The sequence below is a fragment of the Dokdonia sp. R86516 genome (genome assembly GCF_044596715.1).
Classification (GTDB): Bacteria; Bacteroidota; Bacteroidia; order Flavobacteriales; family Flavobacteriaceae; genus Dokdonia.
In genome coordinates, this window is the sequence record NZ_CP138998.1 from 40219 (window position 1) to 57500 (window position 17282).

General features: G+C 36.3%; 15 protein-coding genes (1 of these 15 running past the window's edge). 11 read left to right on the plus strand and 4 right to left on the minus strand.

The window, feature by feature from the left end:
* The first annotated feature begins 4 nt into the window (after positions 1-4).
* From SJY23_RS00195 to SJY23_RS00205, 3 genes are all read left to right on the plus strand, one after another.
* The gene (locus SJY23_RS00195; protein WP_396597008.1) at positions 5-898 is read left to right on the plus strand and encodes a DUF4249 domain-containing protein; all 894 of its coding nucleotides are present in this window, start codon (positions 5-7) and stop codon (positions 896-898) included.
* 83 nt (positions 899-981) lie between these two features.
* Entirely contained in the window at positions 982-2682 is a 1701-nt protein-coding gene (locus SJY23_RS00200; RefSeq protein WP_396597009.1) for a M23 family metallopeptidase, read from the plus strand.
* Between the two features lie 35 nt (positions 2683-2717).
* Positions 2718-5150, plus strand: coding sequence for a carboxypeptidase-like regulatory domain-containing protein (locus tag SJY23_RS00205; protein ID WP_396597010.1), 2433 nt, complete (start codon positions 2718-2720; stop codon positions 5148-5150).
* Between the two features lies 1 nt (position 5151).
* On the opposite strand, the gene SJY23_RS00210 is transcribed toward SJY23_RS00205, so the two are convergent.
* Positions 5152-6309, minus strand: a complete 1158-nt coding sequence (locus SJY23_RS00210) for a cysteine desulfurase family protein (RefSeq protein WP_396597011.1) — start codon at positions 6307-6309, stop codon at positions 5152-5154.
* Between the two features lie 195 nt (positions 6310-6504).
* On the opposite strand from SJY23_RS00210, the gene SJY23_RS00215 reads away from it, so the two are divergent.
* Positions 6505-7422 (plus strand): hypothetical protein, encoded by a 918-nt coding sequence (locus tag SJY23_RS00215; RefSeq protein WP_396597012.1) that lies wholly within the window; start codon positions 6505-6507, stop codon positions 7420-7422.
* Here the strand turns inward: SJY23_RS00215 and SJY23_RS00220 are convergent.
* The gene (locus tag SJY23_RS00220) at positions 7415-7963 is read right to left on the minus strand and encodes a Smr/MutS family protein (RefSeq protein WP_396597013.1); all 549 of its coding nucleotides are present in this window, start codon (positions 7961-7963) and stop codon (positions 7415-7417) included. The two genes, SJY23_RS00215 and SJY23_RS00220, sit on opposite strands and share 8 nt — an antisense overlap.
* Before the next feature lie 143 nt (positions 7964-8106).
* Between SJY23_RS00220 and SJY23_RS00225 the strand changes: the two genes are divergently transcribed.
* Genes SJY23_RS00225 through SJY23_RS00235 form a run of 3 tightly spaced genes read left to right on the plus strand, consistent with a single transcriptional unit; the run spans position 8107 to position 10902 of the window.
* Entirely contained in the window at positions 8107-10254 is a 2148-nt protein-coding gene (locus tag SJY23_RS00225) for a T9SS type A sorting domain-containing protein (RefSeq protein WP_396597014.1), read from the plus strand.
* A 9-nt stretch (positions 10255-10263) separates the two neighbouring features.
* The gene (locus SJY23_RS00230) at positions 10264-10539 is read left to right on the plus strand and encodes a DUF2752 domain-containing protein (protein ID WP_035336301.1); all 276 of its coding nucleotides are present in this window, start codon (positions 10264-10266) and stop codon (positions 10537-10539) included.
* Positions 10540-10566: 27 nt separating this feature from the next.
* Complete coding sequence (locus SJY23_RS00235) at positions 10567-10902, plus strand: CCC motif membrane protein (protein WP_035336300.1); 336 nt, start codon at positions 10567-10569, stop codon at positions 10900-10902.
* Between the two features lie 126 nt (positions 10903-11028).
* Here the strand turns inward: SJY23_RS00235 and rocD are convergent, their stop codons facing one another.
* A complete protein-coding gene (gene rocD / locus SJY23_RS00240) occupies positions 11029-12312 on the minus strand; it encodes an ornithine--oxo-acid transaminase (RefSeq protein WP_396597015.1) in 1284 nt (427 codons plus the stop codon).
* Between the two features lie 213 nt (positions 12313-12525).
* On the opposite strand from rocD, the gene SJY23_RS00245 reads away from it, so the two are divergent.
* The 4 genes from SJY23_RS00245 (at position 12526) to SJY23_RS00260 (ending at position 16455) form a co-directional block, all read left to right on the plus strand.
* Complete coding sequence (locus SJY23_RS00245; protein ID WP_035336298.1) at positions 12526-13692, plus strand: mechanosensitive ion channel; 1167 nt, start codon at positions 12526-12528, stop codon at positions 13690-13692.
* 160 nt (positions 13693-13852) lie between these two features.
* Complete coding sequence (gene rlmD / locus SJY23_RS00250) at positions 13853-15265, plus strand: 23S rRNA (uracil(1939)-C(5))-methyltransferase RlmD (protein ID WP_396597016.1); 1413 nt, start codon at positions 13853-13855, stop codon at positions 15263-15265.
* A 1-nt stretch (position 15266) separates the two neighbouring features.
* Positions 15267-15770: a DUF6452 family protein gene (locus SJY23_RS00255; protein ID WP_396597017.1), complete on the plus strand. Its 504-nt coding sequence runs from the start codon at positions 15267-15269 to the stop codon at positions 15768-15770.
* Positions 15733-16455, plus strand: coding sequence for a DUF6048 family protein (locus tag SJY23_RS00260; protein WP_396597018.1), 723 nt, complete (start codon positions 15733-15735; stop codon positions 16453-16455). Before SJY23_RS00255 ends, SJY23_RS00260 begins: the two co-directional genes overlap by 38 nt.
* A 28-nt stretch (positions 16456-16483) precedes the next feature.
* Here the strand turns inward: SJY23_RS00260 and SJY23_RS00265 are convergent, their stop codons facing one another.
* Positions 16484-17282, minus strand: the 3' portion of a protein-coding gene (locus SJY23_RS00265; RefSeq protein ID WP_396598087.1) for a class I SAM-dependent RNA methyltransferase. It continues 350 nt past the right edge of the window; the window shows 799 of its 1149 coding nt (coding positions 351-1149); the start codon falls outside the window, past its right edge; it ends in the stop codon at positions 16484-16486.

The following is a 17282-nucleotide window of genomic DNA, read 5'->3' on the forward strand; positions in this document are numbered from 1 at the left end:
GATTATGAAATATTTCTTTTTAACCCTCGCACTACTTTTTGTTGCTACTTCTTGTGAAGATGTAGTAGATGTAGATCTAGAAAATGAAGATCCACGACTCATTGTAGATGCACTTATTAGAATAGATACTGCACAAAATCTAACAGATGCAACTATAAAAGTTTCTTTATCATCTTCATTTTTTGGAGCTATAGAGCCTGCCTCAATTGAAAATCTAGAATTAAGAAAAGAAAATGATGGCAGTAGTGTTCCATACGAGCCTATTCCGGGTTCTCCTGGGTCGTATAGACCTTTTAGCACAACAACTTCTCCTGTATCAGATAATAAAATTGTCACGAGCTGGTTTGAAGACGAGAGTGACTTTCTTTTGTATGTTACTTACCGAGATCAATTATATCTAGCAAGAACTTCATTTGCGCCTTCTTCTCCTATTGATTCTGTCACTCAGGGTGATGGAGGACTCTTTGACGAAGATGACAAGGAAGTTATTGTTGCATTTACAGATATTGAGGCTCAAGAGAACTATTATCTCTTTGATTTCGGCTTTAATGAATTCTTACCTACCGAAGACCGTTTTTATGAGGGACAACAATTTGAGTTCTCTTATTTTTATGATGCAGAAGATACTGGTATAGCAACGGGAGACGAAGTAAACATTAGTATTCTGGGAGCTACAGAAGACTTCTTCAACTACATGAATGGTCTCGTAGAACAGAGTCAGCAGGGAGATAATGGACCTTTTCAAACCCCAACAGCCACCGTAAGAGGAAACTTTCTTAATGTAACAGATATAGACAACATAGATCAGTTTGATAACGTAAATAGACCAGATGCTTTTATCTTAGGCTACTTCTCGCTATCACAAGAATTTACGACGAGCTTCGTTATAGAGGAGTAATTTTCTTTTACGCTTTCGCGAAAGCGTACTAATAACATACTTCTACATTTTATTTTATTACTTGATTACCTACATTAGCCCTTATGATTAAAAGTATCTTATCCTTTACATTATTTGTAGTTACAACCACGCTTCTATTCTCACAGCAAGATATACCCCAAGACTATTTTGTTAATCCGCTAGATGGGCAGCTAGTCCTTGCTGGAAGTTTTGGAGAGCTGAGAAGTAATCACTTTCATAGTGGCTTAGATTTAAAAACACAAAGAAGAGAAGGGCTTCCAGTGTATGCATCGGCGGCAGGTACGGTTACACGTATTAAGATATCGCACTATGGTTATGGGAAGGCCATTTATGTTACACATCCTAATGGGTACACTACCGTTTATGGACACCTTCAAAAATTTTGTGATGAGATAGAAGAATTTGTAAAAAATGCTCAGTATAAAAAAGAAAGCTTTGAGATAGAGCTTTTCCCTAAAAAAGGCGAACTAGAGATAGGTCAAGGTGAGATTCTGGCATATAGCGGTAACACTGGAAGCAGCGGCGGACCGCATTTACATTTTGAAATAAGAGATGCAAATGAACGCCCTATGAATCCATTTTTGTTTGGACTTACTGCGAAAGACACGCGTAAACCTACTATTAATGAACTACGCGCGTACCCTTTGGGAGAAAATGCATCTATTAATCAAAATGCAAATCCAGTTTCTGTGAGACTAACACAAAAGCCTGATGGCAGCTACCTGGCAGAAAATCTTAAAGCATATGGAGAAATAGGTTTTGCAATAGGCACCATAGATCAACAAGATTTGGCCAATAATAAAAATGGTATATACGCTATTACCACAGCTGTAAATGGTCAAGAAAACTTTGAAGTTACTATGGATAAATTTTCATTTGCAGAGACTCGCTACCTCAACAGAATGATTGACTACGGCTTATATAAAGACAAGCGCAAAAGGGTTCAAAAACTCTTTATAGAAAGAAACAATCCGTTGAGTATATACACTAAACAAGTAGATAATGGTATACTTAATATAATAGATAGTCTATCTTATCAATATCAAATAAACGTACGTGACTATGCAGGTAATAATGTTATCATTAACGTACCTATCACGGGTAAGAAAGAAACGATAACACCTGCTGACAAAAGTGCAATAAAGGATTATGTCTATAGTGACCAAGGATATACATATAATGACGGCAAATTTGACGTTTACATTCCAAAAGGTGCATTATATGAAAATACTTTTCTCAATTTAAAAACAGAAGGAGACAAACTTACATTGCATGAAGATTTAATCCCTGTACATAAAAACATCACAATCTCCTATGCATTATCTGGTTACAACGAAGACGATCGAGATAAGCTTTATCTGGGAAGAATAGGCTATAAAGGCGACGTATATTACAGTAATACTAGAATAAAAGGCAATAAATTACAAATAAGTACACGTACTTTAGGCGATTATACGATAGCAAAAGATACAGACTTACCTATTGTAAAAGCCATAAACGTTACAAAAGGTAAATGGATGTCTAAGTACAGATATCTCAAGTTTGAAATAACAGATCTTACTAGCGGCATTAAAGGCTATAGAGCTACTGTAAATGGGAAGTACATTCTACTCGAATATGACCCAAAGACTAAGCGCCTTACTCATGATTTTAATGACAACGTGGTGACAGACACAAAAAACAATCTAAAACTTATTGTAACTGACAATGTAGGAAATAGTACTACATTTGAAACTACCTTCTTTAGAAAATCTTCCATTTGAAAAAAAACTACATATTCCTAATAATTACGTTTCTAATGGCTACGGCTACTAGTCTAGCACAAACTGCTATCCTACGAGGCATCGTAATAGACGACAAGAACACTCCAATTCCTGGAGTATCTGTTTCCTATGGAACGGATGGAACAACTACAAACGACAATGGTTTTTACCTACTAGAAATACCTTCAGGTGAGGAAGTAACTATAAACTTCACCTATGTAGGCTTTAAGAAAATAACGCAACCTTTTAACCTCTCCCCTAATGCTGAAGTAGAGTTTAATCCAGTGTTGAAAGAGGATGTAGAGCAACTAGGAACTGTAATTATAACGGCAACTACACAACAACGTGTTGAGGGTGTTGTGACAATATCTCCCGAAGTTATTAGAAAAACACCTGGAGCAAATGCTGGAGTAGAAAATTTATTAAAATCCTTACCGGGGGTAAGTAACAATAACGAGCTGAGCACACAATATTCTGTCCGTGGTGGTAACTTTGATGAGAATCTCGTATACGTAAATGAGATAGAAGTGTACAGACCTTTCTTGGTAAGATCTGGACAACAAGAAGGATTGAGTTTTGTAAACAGTGATCTTGTCCAAAATGTGGCTTTTAGTGCCGGTGGCTTTCAGGCAAAATATGGAGATAAATTATCCTCGGTTTTAGATATAAGCTATAGAAGGCCTACATCTTTTGCCGCTAGTGTAGACGCAAGTTTACTAGGAGGAAGTATATCTGGCGAGGGAATTACAAAAGATGGTCGTTTTACAGCACTAGCAGGAGTACGTTATAGAGACAATAGCTTGCTTGTAGATGCAAAGCAGACAGAAACAAATTTTAGACCCCGTTTTTTTGACGCTCAGACCTTCTTGACCTATAAGTTTTCAAATAAATTTCAATTGGACTTTCTAGGAAATATTGCTGTAAATAAATACGATTATGAGCCAATTACGAGGCAGACTAATTTTGGAACACTAGCAGATCCTAGAGCGCTTGTTGTTTTTTATGAAGGTCAAGAAAAAGATAAATATGAGACCTACTTTGGAGCACTAAAAGGAACTTATGAACTTAATGAGCATACGACATTAAAACTATTAGGCTCTGCATATCACACACAAGAGCAAGAGTATTTTGACATTTTTGCAAATTACCGTTTGGGAAGACCTAACACTAACATAGGAGATGAAAATCTAGGGGAAGTAGAATTTACTCAAGGTATAGGTTCTCAACTTACTCATGCACGTAATGATCTTGACGCACTATTTATTAATCTAGAGCACAAAGGAACATACTTAAAAAACGACGATCAGCTCGATTGGGGAATTAAATATACTAGAGAAGATATACGAGACCGTCTTGAGGAGTATGAAGTAATAGATTCGGCTGGGTTTTCAATTAGACCTCCCATAGGTGAATTTGTAAACCAGCAACCTTATGAAGCTTTTGACGCTCCTCTCGAACCCTTTACAAATATAAGAGCACGCAACAATGTTCAAATTAATCGCATCTCTGCTTATGGTCAATACAGTAAAAGAATAGATTGGGGAGAACGTGAAGTGTGGATTAATGCAGGAGTAAGAGCCCAACAATGGACTGTAAACGGTGACGGTATAGAAAGTAACACGCAAACAATAGTGAGCCCTAGAGCTCAGATAAGCTTAAAACCAGGCGGAAGTGAGGATATGATCTTTAGGCTATCAGGAGGTCTGTATGCACAACCTCCACTCTACCGTGAGTTAAGGGATTCACTAGGTCAAGTACGCCCAGAAGTAAAAGCTCAAAAATCTTATCATATTGTAGCTGGACACGATTGGAGCTTTAATATGTGGGAACGTCCTTTTAAACTAGTTACAGAAGCTTATTACAAAGGACTTACTGACGTAAATCCATATACCTTAGAAAATGTACGCATAAGATATAGAGCGACTAATAATGCCACTGCACGATCGTACGGTCTAGATACAAGGCTTAACGGTGAGTTTGTACCGGGAACTGAGAGTTGGATAAGTCTTGGCATATTACGCACAGAAGAAAATATAGATAATCAAGGCTATATACCTCGACCTACAGACCAGCGATTAAAGGTTGCTTTCTTATTTCAAGATTATGCTCCTAGTATACCAAATCTTAAATTATACATTAACATGGTATATCAAACAGGATTACCTGGAGGATCTCCAAGTTATGCAGACCCATATCAATTTGCAGAGCTACCGAGATTACGAGATTACTTTAGATCAGATATCGGTATAAACTATGTCTTCACAGATGCAACAAAGCCATACCCAAAGGGACACTGGCTTCATGTATTTAAAGATCTAACCGCGGGATTTGAAATCTATAATATATTTAATAGACAAAACTCGATTACAAATACTTTTGTAAGAGATGCAAGTACGAGACAACAGTTTGCAATCCCAAATTTTCTATCACCTAGAGTCTTTAATGTAAGAATGTCTGCAAAGTTCTAAATTAGGCAGGAACGCCCTCTAGAAATTCTTTTAAAATTTCTATCACATAATCCACATCGGCTTTTGTGTTATATTTTGAGAACGAAAAACGCACACTAGGCTTTTCTAAATCTTCTCCCGATAAAATTTCTTGCAACACATGCGAGCCCTTGTCGCTACCACTTTGACAAGCACTTCCTTTAGAACAAGATATACCTTTCATATCTAGTTGAAATAACAGTAAAAGTGCCTTTTCTGAGGCTATGGGTAAACAAACATTAAGTAAAGTATATGTGCTTTTTTCTGGATTAGAACAATTACCATTAAGCTTAGCTTTAGGAATTTCTTGTTGTAACCTTTCGGTGAAATAGTCTTTTATGCCCCTCACATAAGCGCTTTCCTCTTCTAGATTATTATAAGCATATTCCATTGCTGTTTCTAATCCAGCAATATTATGAACTCCTTCTGTTCCAGCTCTTAATCCTCTTTCTTGAGATCCGCCATAGATTAAAGGTCTGAGACCACTATTTTTTCTCACAAAAGCAAACCCTACTCCTTTAGGTCCATGAAATTTGTGGCCTGCAGCAGCGACAAAATCTACAGGTATCTTCTGGAGGTCTACATCATAGTGACCTATACTCTGTACCATATCACTATGTACTAATGCCCCGTATGATTTACACATAGTCGCCACAGCTTCTATATCAATCATATTACCTACTTCATTATTAACATGCATTAAGCTCACAAGCGTTTTGTCTTCACTTGATTTTAGCATTTCTTCTAGATGCTTCTCATCTGGAGTTCCGCAACTCTTTAAGTTTACGTATTCTAGTTTGATATTGTTAGTACGCGCTGCTTCTTCGGCAGCATGAAGCACAGCATGGTGCTCTATGCGTGAAGTAATTATGCGTTGTATTCCTAAATCACGGGCTGCGCTATTGATTACAAGGTTATCTGCCTCTGTACCTCCAGAAGTAAAAAATATTTCTCCAGCAGATACATTTAAAATCTTAGCTACGGTCTTTCGAGCATTTTCAACAATACTTTTAGCGCTACGTCCTACTGCATGAGTAGACGATGGATTTCCAGACACATCGCGCATAACCTCCATCATTCTATCGAGTACTTCTTCTCTTATTTGAGTAGTTGCTGCGTTATCAAAATAAACCTTAGACATAAACGTTATTCATTAGGGATTTTAGCACAAAAATAACCAAAATAACTCGGGACTGGTCGATAGGTGTCTATTTGATCATTAGAAATTGTAGAGTTAAACGATCATTCTAATAGCTGCTTTTTAGAAAGTAAATAACATTTTCGCGAAAGCATATTTCAAACACTTTGTCCTATTTTTGCATTAAACATTATATCTATGAAAAAGCTCACGCTTTTACTTGCTCTTATATTTTTGATTCCATCGTGTGATGATGGCGACGTTATTGTTACAGAATTAGATTTTGACGATGTTGAGTTACAACGATGTGAAAATGTAAATGATGTTACTAACTATGTGTTTTATAAGACTAAGTCGAGTACTAATGAGGCGCTTGCTTTACAATTTGAGACAGGCGAACCTATATTTACAGAAGTAAATACTTCGTATTCTATATTACTTTCTGGCACAGACCAATACTCATACCGTGTATTTAATGGAGATCCAAGTGACTATTTTTGTAATGCGATACCACCTACAAGCCCTGTGGTACAAGAAGAATTTATCAGTACAGATGGTCTGGTAGAAATATTTTCTAGTGGCACAGAGAGTGATGCAGATTCTATACCTACAGAAGTGGAGGACCCAACACTATTAGTAGATACAGATCTTGACGGAATCCTTGATTACTTAGATTTTGATGATGACGGAGATAATGTTCCCACTCTTTTAGAATTAGGAACAGACTTTACTATAGAAGGAAATACAATTTTAATGGCTCGTGATTCTGACGGCGATGGCATTCCAGATTATCTGGATGATGACGATGATGGTGATGGCATCCTTACAAGAAATGAAGATTTAAATAGTGATTTAAACCCAAACAATGATAAATCTGATCTTAACGCTCCTACCGTTCCAGATTACCTAAATCCTGATATTGCTGTAGAAACTATAGTGAATATCTATCGTGAAAACGAGTACTTTATCACAGATTTGACACTTGATATCACGATTACAAATACAGTACTTGTAAATCCGGTTAATCAGGAGGAGTTGCGAGATGAGACATTACAGTTACTAGGCACATACTCGGCTAGTGATGTATCTGTCACGGTCACACCTACAATTAATTAGGGGTTGCATTTTGATAAATGTAAACTTCGGTTGCTCCTACCCCATATTTTTGAAAATCTGCATCATAAAATCTAAGATTATCATACCTACGAAGTAGTGTGTATAGCTCCTCACGAAGCACTCCTTCTCCCACTCCATGGATAAAAACCATCTTAGGAATACGCTTTTTAATAGCAAATTCTAGTTGCCTAGATGCCGTATCGAGTTGGATGGTCAGAATCTCATAATTACTCATACCACGCTGTCTATCTACTAATTTGTGAATATGCAGATCCACCTCAAACATTGGAGCGTTACGTTCTTTGGGATTCACCCTTGTCGCTTTCTTTTTCTTTGCCTCTTCTTTTTCTGAAATCACAGAATCCGGTACTACAGAAAGGGCAGCTCTCATACTTTTAGACACTGCAGGTATAAGCTCGCTTTCGCGAAAATAGGATATAAATCCATCCTCATCTTCTACCGAAACTTGTCCGTTTTCAACATTAACTACAACACCCTCAAAATCATCGTCTAACGCTTGCACTTGATCTCCTAATTTCATAATTTTACAAATAGAAAAGGTTTTTAGTCGGTAAAAATATACAATGTATCGAAAAGTAAGCATAAAAGCATACTACATACTTCGGCCTATCTACATTTGATTAAGTTTGACCCCAAGTTATAACTACGTGTAAAGTTTAAATTATGAAAAATCTACTTCTTGTAGCGGCACTTACCCTAGGATTCTCTGCTCAAGCACAACTTTTTGTAAAGCCTACGGATACAAACACAGCCTCTTATGTGTTTGTTAACGATACTTTTATTTATGTTGAAAATGATGTTGAATTAGAATCTAATAGAAGCCTCACAGCGACTACAGATAATGGGATACCTAATATTCTTTTAAGAAATAATGCTCAAATTTTACAAGGACAAGGAAGTATAAGTAGAAACAACAAGGGAACTGGTGAAATCTCTATATACCAAGAAGGAACTGTAAACAACTTTGATTACAATGTCTGGGGATCACCTGTGGGCTTATCACGAGTTGAAGGTGCTAATGGTTTCTCAGAACCAGCAAGAGGTGAAGGTAATGGTCCATTTGCATTTAAAAGCACCAACTCTGCAGCCCAAGTATTATTTAAACCAACAACTGTTACACTCAGTAACCCTGCGTTTGCAATAGGAGGTTATGATGGTAACCAAAATGCTGGAGCTCTCAACATTGCGAGCTACTGGATATGGGCTTTCAAGTCTGGAGTAAATTACGGGGATTGGGTACATATTACTAATACTGCAACATTAGAGCCAGGATACGGTTTCACAATGAAAGGTATTGCCGGTACAGATAATACAACAATAGCAACTGAAGTTGGTCAACCAGAGAACAATCCTGGGGATTCACAACGTTATGATTTTAGAGGACGTCCTAATAGTGGCGATATTCAAATTGCTGTTGGTACTGATCAGCAAACGCAAGTAGGAAATCCATACCCATCGGCTTTAGATCTAAATCACTTTTTAATTAAAAACTCGAGAGGAGAAAGTGAACCAAATTCATATGCATACTCATATACATCACCATATACTGGAGAAGTAATCAATAAGACTATAGATAGAAAGAGAGTTACTACTGGTACTGCATATTTCTGGGATAGCGACCCACTAGCTCTTTCTCATTACCTAGTAGATTACAAAGGAGGTTATGGGACCTATTCTCCAATGGGAGTAATAGACGGAGATGGTATATACGTGAATGCGACGTTTTTGACATATGACATTACCGGAGAGTCTACAGGAACAGCAGATACGGATGGAACATCATTGTCTTATGACCGAAGGTTCTCTCCTGTAGGACAAGGTTTTATGGTAACTGGAGCAACTGACCAAGATATGAATGGTGCTGTACCAGAAGATATTACTTTCAGCAACGATCAAAGAGTATTCGTACGAGAAGGAACTAATTCTGATTTTAGATCTGCTCAAAAATCTAATAAAGATAATACTGCTATTGTATCTGCTCATGGTGTTGCAAATTATTATGAAAATATAAACGATCTTAAAAAGCCTTCACACATTAAATTTTATGCTGGCATAAATGACACCTACTCTAGAGAAATGAGTATTGCCTTTCTCGACGCAGCGACCGAAGGTTATGATACCGCAATGGATGCGCAGACACTAAGCGAGATTGGCACTGATGTAGGTTTCATTATTGATGGCAAAAGCAACTACGTAATCAATGCCGTTCCAAAAGATGAATACCAATGGATTCCTTTATCTATAAAAGCTTCTGGACCTACAGAATTTAAATTTGCCGTACACTATACAGAAGCCTTTGAGTACAACGATGTTTTCTTAGTTGACATGGAAACCGAAACATATCACTCTATTCTTGGCGAGGAAGTACTTATGATGCTCGAAGATGGAGTATATGATGATCGCTTCTTCATTCGCTTTGCATCTTCAGAAGCACCAGAGGATGAGGAAACAACTGAAGATGAAGAATCAACAGAAGAAGAAACCGCAGAAGACACAAATGTAGAAAATGAAACTATTGACATAGCTGTTAACGAGCAAGATCCATTTATTGAAGAAAGTGTTCTTGAATCATTTACTATCATCCAAAACAATACTAATAACCAACTTGAAATTTACAACCCAAACAATATTGTGGTTGAGGATGTATCACTTTTCGATTTATCTGGAAAAAAGATTTTTAATGAAGTAAACCTAGGTGGCCAGAGTGAATATACTTTCCCTACAAGAAACTTGGCAACAGGAATATATGTGGTTAAATTTACAACTCGTGATGGCCTCACAAAAGGTCGTAAAATTAGTATCGTAAATTAAAAGACACCTATGGATGAATACATGTTGCCCTGCCTGAATAAGAAATATTTAGGATTTGAATGTATGGGATGCGGTATTCAAAGGTCAATTTCTCTTCTTTTTAAAGGAGAGTTTATAGAAGCATTTTACATGTACCCAGCAATCTATCCATTGATAGCTTTGCTGGGTTTTTTAGTGCTTAATCAGTTTACAAATTTAAAATTTGCAAACAAAGGTGTGATATTTTTAGCTATATTGACAGTCGCTACTATCATCATTAGCTATACAATAAAAATGACTAACTAATCAATTAACTAAACATCAAACATTAAAATGGAAAATCGTAAACTGCCTAACGTAACCATATCTCTAGTATTAGGGATTGTATCATTCATCGCCTGTTGTTTTTCATGGGGAATAGGAGGAATTCTACTGTCTGGAATAGGGTTATTTTTAGCAAACAAAGACAAAAAAACTTATCTACTATCTCCTGATAGTTACGATAATTATGGACAGCTTAAAACTGCAAGAATTATCGCTATTATTGGTTTAGTTTTAGGTGTGCTGACACTATTAATGATAGTTGTAATGCTTGTTATGTTCGGAGGAATGGAAGGTATGCAAGAATGGCAACAACAACAAATGGAGCAAGCTGGAATGGCATCATAGTAATATTTCAGGTTACTGATATAAAAAACACGTCTAACGACGTGTTTTTTTTTGCTAAACGATGAAAACAAAAAAGCCGTTAGGATCAATAATCCTAACGGCTTTTCATTTTATAATTAGAGAAATTTATTTTTCAAATTGCTTAAGTGTCTTGATAATAATATCAGTACACTCAATAAGCTGCTCTTCTGTCATCACTAATGGTGGTGCAAAACGAATAATGTTACCATGGGTTGGTTTGGCAAGAAGTCCGTTATCGCGCAGCGCCATACATATATCCCAAGCTGTTGAACTATCTTCTGTATCGTTAATTACAACAGCATTTAATAAACCTCGACCGCGTACTAAAGTTGCAATATTACTAGTGTCTACAAAAGCTTGCATCTTCTCACGAAATATTGCTCCTAGTTTACGAGCGTTTTGTATTAAATGCTCATCCTTCACAACTTCTAATGCTGCCGTCGCTACCGCTCCAGCAATTGGGTTTCCGCCAAAGGTAGAACCATGCTGCCCTGGCTTTATAACCTCCATAATATGATCATTTGCAAGCACGGCAGATACTGGATAAGCACCACCAGAAAGCGCCTTTCCTAATATTAAAATATCAGGCTGTGCATAGGTATCTTGTTGCTTCTCACAGTGAGACTCACAAGAACAATTACCACATACTGCAAGTAGTCCTCCAGTTCTTGCAATTCCTGTTTGAATTTCGTCTGCTATAAAAAGTACCTCATGCTCATTACATAAAGCTTGCGCTTTGCGCATATAATCATCTGCCGGAGTATATACACCCGCCTCACCTTGAATAGGTTCTACTAGAAAACCTGCAATGTTTTTATGTGACTTAAGGGCATTTTCTAGCGCATCAACATCATCGTATGGTATTTTAATAAATCCTGGAGTATATGGCCCAAAGTTTTTACGAGCACCTTCATCATTAGAAAAAGATATTATAGTAGTTGTTCTACCGTGAAAGTTATTTTCACAAACAATAATCTGAGCATCGTGTTCTGCAACTCCTTTCTTCTCGTAAGCCCATTTTCGCGCAAGCTTTATAGCTGTCTCCACAGCCTCTGCTCCAGTATTCATAGGTAATAGCTTATCAAAGTCAAAATACTCTGTAGCGTATTTTTCGTACGGGCCTAGAGTATCATTGTAAAACGCACGAGACGTTAGTGTAAGAGTTTTTGCTTGTTCTGTCATTGCATTTACAATGCGTGGGTGACAGTGTCCCTGGTTTACAGCAGAATAAGCAGATAGAAAGTCGTAGTATTTTTTTCCTTCTACGTCCCACACATAAACGCCTTCTCCCTTACTTAAAACCACAGGAAGTGGGTGATAATTGTGTGCTCCATGCTTGTCTTCTAGTGCAATTGCCTCTTGTGAAGAAAGTTGATCAACAGTGGCCATAATAATAATATTTTAAAGATAGTAATCTACAATTCCTAATTTGTGCTCGAAGCAAGAGGTAAGAAATCAACCTCATAAATCGTTTTTGCTTAAATTAATGCATTACAACGGAAAAACCTAGCGCTTAATCGATACAAACACTTAGTAAGTAACATATTGTAGTCCTCACTTATAAGCAGTTTACTTTTGAAAAAACTAAAATAATTAATCAAAATGGACTATCTCAACGATTTACTAAGAAACTTAACTAGCGGTGATTATCTAATTAATGCGCTTATTGCAATACTACTGCTTATAGTTGGTATTTTTATAGCAAAATTACTCAAAAAACTAACTGCAAAAATCATTAAAAAAAGTGGGCTAGACGACAAGCTTAAAAGTGATAATATTACACTTTCAAAATTTATATCTAAACTAGTGTACTTACTTGTGATGATATTTGTATTCACACTTGTACTAGGGAGATTAGGACTTACATCTGCTCTTGATCCTCTTAAAAATATGCTTGATGATTTTCTAGGATTCATACCTAAAATTGTAGGTGCAGGTCTTGTAGGTTACATAGGTTATATGCTTGCTACTATCATCGCAGAATTTGTTGGAATGTCTGGTGACACCATTCGTAAATTTCTTCCAAAATTAAAAATTTCAACCAAGATTGATGTTGTAAACATTTTAAAGAAGATTGTATTTATCTTTATTTTCATTCCATTACTTATAGTTGCTCTCAACATTTTAGGAATGGACGCTATTTCTATACCTGCTACAGAAATGCTATCGAGCTTTATGCAAGCTATTCCAAAAATTGCAACGGCAGCGATCATACTCATTGCATTTACCATAGGTGCACGTTTCTTAAGTGGCCTTATAAAGGATATTCTTAATGGTATGAATATGAATGCTACACTTCAAAAAATACAATTAGATAAGATGGTTGGAAATGTGAATGTGGTAAACCTTATAGGTAACATTGTTTATTTTTTCATTGTATTATTTGGTATTACAACAGCCGTAGAAAAACTTGAATTTAGCCAACTTTCAGAGATACTGGCGACAGTAAATGTTTATGGAGGTAAGATCCTCTTTGGTCTAGTGATTTTAGTGATTGGTAATTGGATTGCTAGTATCGTATATAAAAACATGGCTGTAAAAGAAAACGCTTTTTTAGCATCTATTGTGCGCATGGCTATTATTGCTATTTTTCTTGCAATAGGCCTTAATACAATGGGTATTGCAGATGAAATCATTAACCTTGCTTTTGGCCTTACATTAGGTACTATAGCACTCACAATAGTATTAAGTTTTGGACTAGGTGGACGTGAAGCTGCAGGTCAACATATGAAGAAAATCTTAAATAAGTTTGACAATAAAATTGATTAAATATTAATCGCATTATTGCTAAGGCTACTTTTTAATTAAAGTAGCCTTTTTTTTTGGCCATTTCTATAACATAGGTTTTCTTCTTACCGAATAGAAAGTGCTTTATAAAAAACTGCTTTTAATCAATTAAGGTTTTGATATAAGCCCTACTTTTGCGCCTATGGGAAGACGTAAACAAAACAGACAGGTTTTTGAAAATATTAGTGTAACAGATGCAGGTGCAAAAGGTAAAGCTATCGGTCACGCACCAGATGGAAAAGTAATTTTCATCAATAATGCTGTACCTGGAGATGTTGTAAACGTACAAACTACAAAAAAGCGTAAAGCTTATTATGAAGGAACTGCAATAGAGGTATTAACGCTTTCGCGAAAGCGTACTCAACCCCAATGTGAACATTTTGATGCATGTGGTGGCTGTAAGTGGCAACACATGGATTATAAATTCCAATTAGAATACAAACAGCAAGAGGTAGAAAATAACCTTAAACGCTTAGGTAAAATTGAACTTCCTGAACTTACTCCTATTGCTGGAAGCTCAGAGCAATACTTTTACCGCAATAAGATGGAGTTTGGTTTTTCCGACTCAAAATGGCTTACACTTGAACAAATAAAAAGTGATGAAGTTATTGAAGATAGAAATGCCCTAGGCTTTCATATCGCTGGGATGTGGGATAAAATACTTGATATTGATAAATGTCATTTACAGCGCGACCCTAGTAATGCCATACGTAATGGAATAAAAGAATTTGCAACTGCAAATAATATGGCATTTTATAATGCACGTAATCAAGATGGACTCCTTCGTACATTAATGATACGCACATCATCTAATGGTGAGTTAATGGTTCTTGTTCAATTCTTTAAGGAAGAAACGGAGAATAGAGAATTACTACTAAACTATATTAAAGAAACTTGGCCAGAAATCACCTCGCTTTTATATGTTATAAATAGTAAAGGAAACGACACGATTTACGATCAGGAAGTAATTTGTTTCTCTGGAAGAGATCATATTTTTGAAGAAATGGAAGGGCTCAAGTTTAAAATTAATGCCAAATCATTTTATCAGACTAATTCAAAACAAGCTTATGAGTTATACAAAATCACACGAGACTTTGCTGGACTTACAGGTAATGAACTAGTGTATGACTTATATACTGGAACTGGTACTATTGCTCAGTTTGTAGCAAAGAAAGCTAGAAAAGTGATTGGTGTAGAAGCTGTCCCAGATGCCATTGAAGCAGCTAAGGAAAATGCAAAGCTCAATGGTATAGAGAATACTGAGTTTTTTGTAGGTGACATGAAGAAAGTGTTTAATACAGAATTTATAAATACTCACGGCGTTCCAGATATTATTATCACAGATCCACCTAGAGATGGTATGCACGCAGATGTAGTGCAGCAAATAATTAATATATCTCCACAAAAAGTAGTCTACGTAAGTTGTAACAGTGCAACACAAGCTCGCGATCTTGCGTTATTAGATGAAACATATAAGGTTATAAAAGTGCAACCTGTAGACATGTTCCCTCAAACTCATCATGTAGAGAACGTGGTATTACTTGAAAAGAGATAAAATGAGAAAGCTACTTTTAATTTTGATAATAAGTGCCAGTCTAGGGCAGAGTTCTTGCGAACGAGATGATATCTGTGCAGAAACTACGCCCACTACTCCATTACTTATTATTGATTTTTATGATGTAAATAACCCATCACTATTAAAAGCTCCAAATAATCTAACGGTCACAACCATTATTGATCAAGAGATAAACGAAGTAATAGCACTTGTAAACTTAGAGAGCATAGAGATCCCTTTACGCACAAATGCCGAACTCACAACGTACTCATTTACAATCAATACCGCCGAAGATGATGATGAAGAACCCAATACTGATGATTTAACATTCACTTACACTGTCACAGATGAGTTTGTAAATAAAGCATGTGGCTTTAGAGTAGTATATGATGATTTACAAAATACAATTGATCCACTACAAGATGGAGCATGGATACAGAATATAGATATTGAAAACCCAACAGTAAATGATCAGACTGAAGCACATATTAGTATTTTTCACTAGTGTAATTCTTGCTTTCTTCACTAGTTCTGTACGAGCTCAAGAAACGACTAAAGAAATCACTACTAATGATTCTATTACTGCACCTACAGACTATTATGGTTTGCGTGTAGGAGTAGATATTTCAAAACCTATTAGATCATTTCTTGACGACAATTATAAAGGCCTGGAACTCGTTGCAGATTTTAGACTCAAAAAAAATTACTATCTCGCCGCCGAGATAGGAAACGAAACTTGGAGCTCAGATCTTGCTAATCTAGAAAATACCACGAGCGGTAGTTACATAAAAGCGGGTTTCAATTATAATACTTATGAAAACTGGTTTGGGATGAACAATCTCATCTACGCAGGGGTTAGAGCTGGTTTTTCTAGTTTTAGTCAAGAATTAGAGAGCTATACCATTTACACAACTAACCCTGTATTTGGTGACGACACGAGAAATTTAAGTCAAGAATTCAAGGGGCTAAATGCTACCTGGCTTGAACTCAAAGTAGGCTTGGAGGTAGAATTATTTAGTAATATTTATCTAGGAGTAAATGCACAATTAAAAAGAACAATAACTACTAAAGATCCAGAAGGCTACTCAAATTTATATATTCCAGGGTTCGGAGAACTTACAGAAGGTACTCCAATAGGCGTAGGATATGGATATACACTATCGTATTTAATTCCTATTTTTAAAAAGTAATTATTACGCTTTCGCGAAAAAGTACTTGTTATTCTTCCCTATTTAGGTATTTCCCTTTTTTACTTCCTTCATACATTTCGTACTTAACGAGTCTACTCTCTAAGCTACCGTTAAAACATTTAATTTTCCTACTAGGTCTTAGACCAACATGTTTTAGTGATTCCATATTTGATGTAATCATCCATGCGTGAGATCCAGGATATCCAGATTTTAGGGTGTCGCCTATTTCTTTATAAAATTCTTCCATCTCAATTGGTAAACGTTCACCATATGGTGGGTTAAATACCATTTGCAAGAAGTCATTCCCATCCTTTTTTGTCCTAAAGAAATTTTCTTCTTTTATAGTAACAAAATCTGATAGTTGAGCATTTTTAACATTCTCTCTTGCTTTTTCTACTGCTGAAGGTGCCTTATCATATCCCGTGATGGTATATCTAAAATCTTTAACTCTCTTAAGAGCAGAGGCTTCTATAAGTTCAAACAGATCTACATCCCAATCACCCCATTTTTCAAAAGCAAACTCTTTTCTATTAAGATTTGCAGGAACATTACAAGCTATCATTGCCGCTTCTATACACATGGTACCAGAACCACACATTGGGTCAAGAAAATCCGACTGCCCATACCATCCACTCATCATTATTAAACCTGCAGCAAGTGCTTCATTGATAGGAGCAATATTTGTAGCCGTACGATAACCTCTATGGTGAAGTGAAGCTCCACTACTATCTAATGATAATGTACACCAGTTGTCTTGTATATGCACATTGAGACGCAAGTCTGGATGTTTTGTATCAACATTAGGTCTTACATTCTCTTCTCGACGG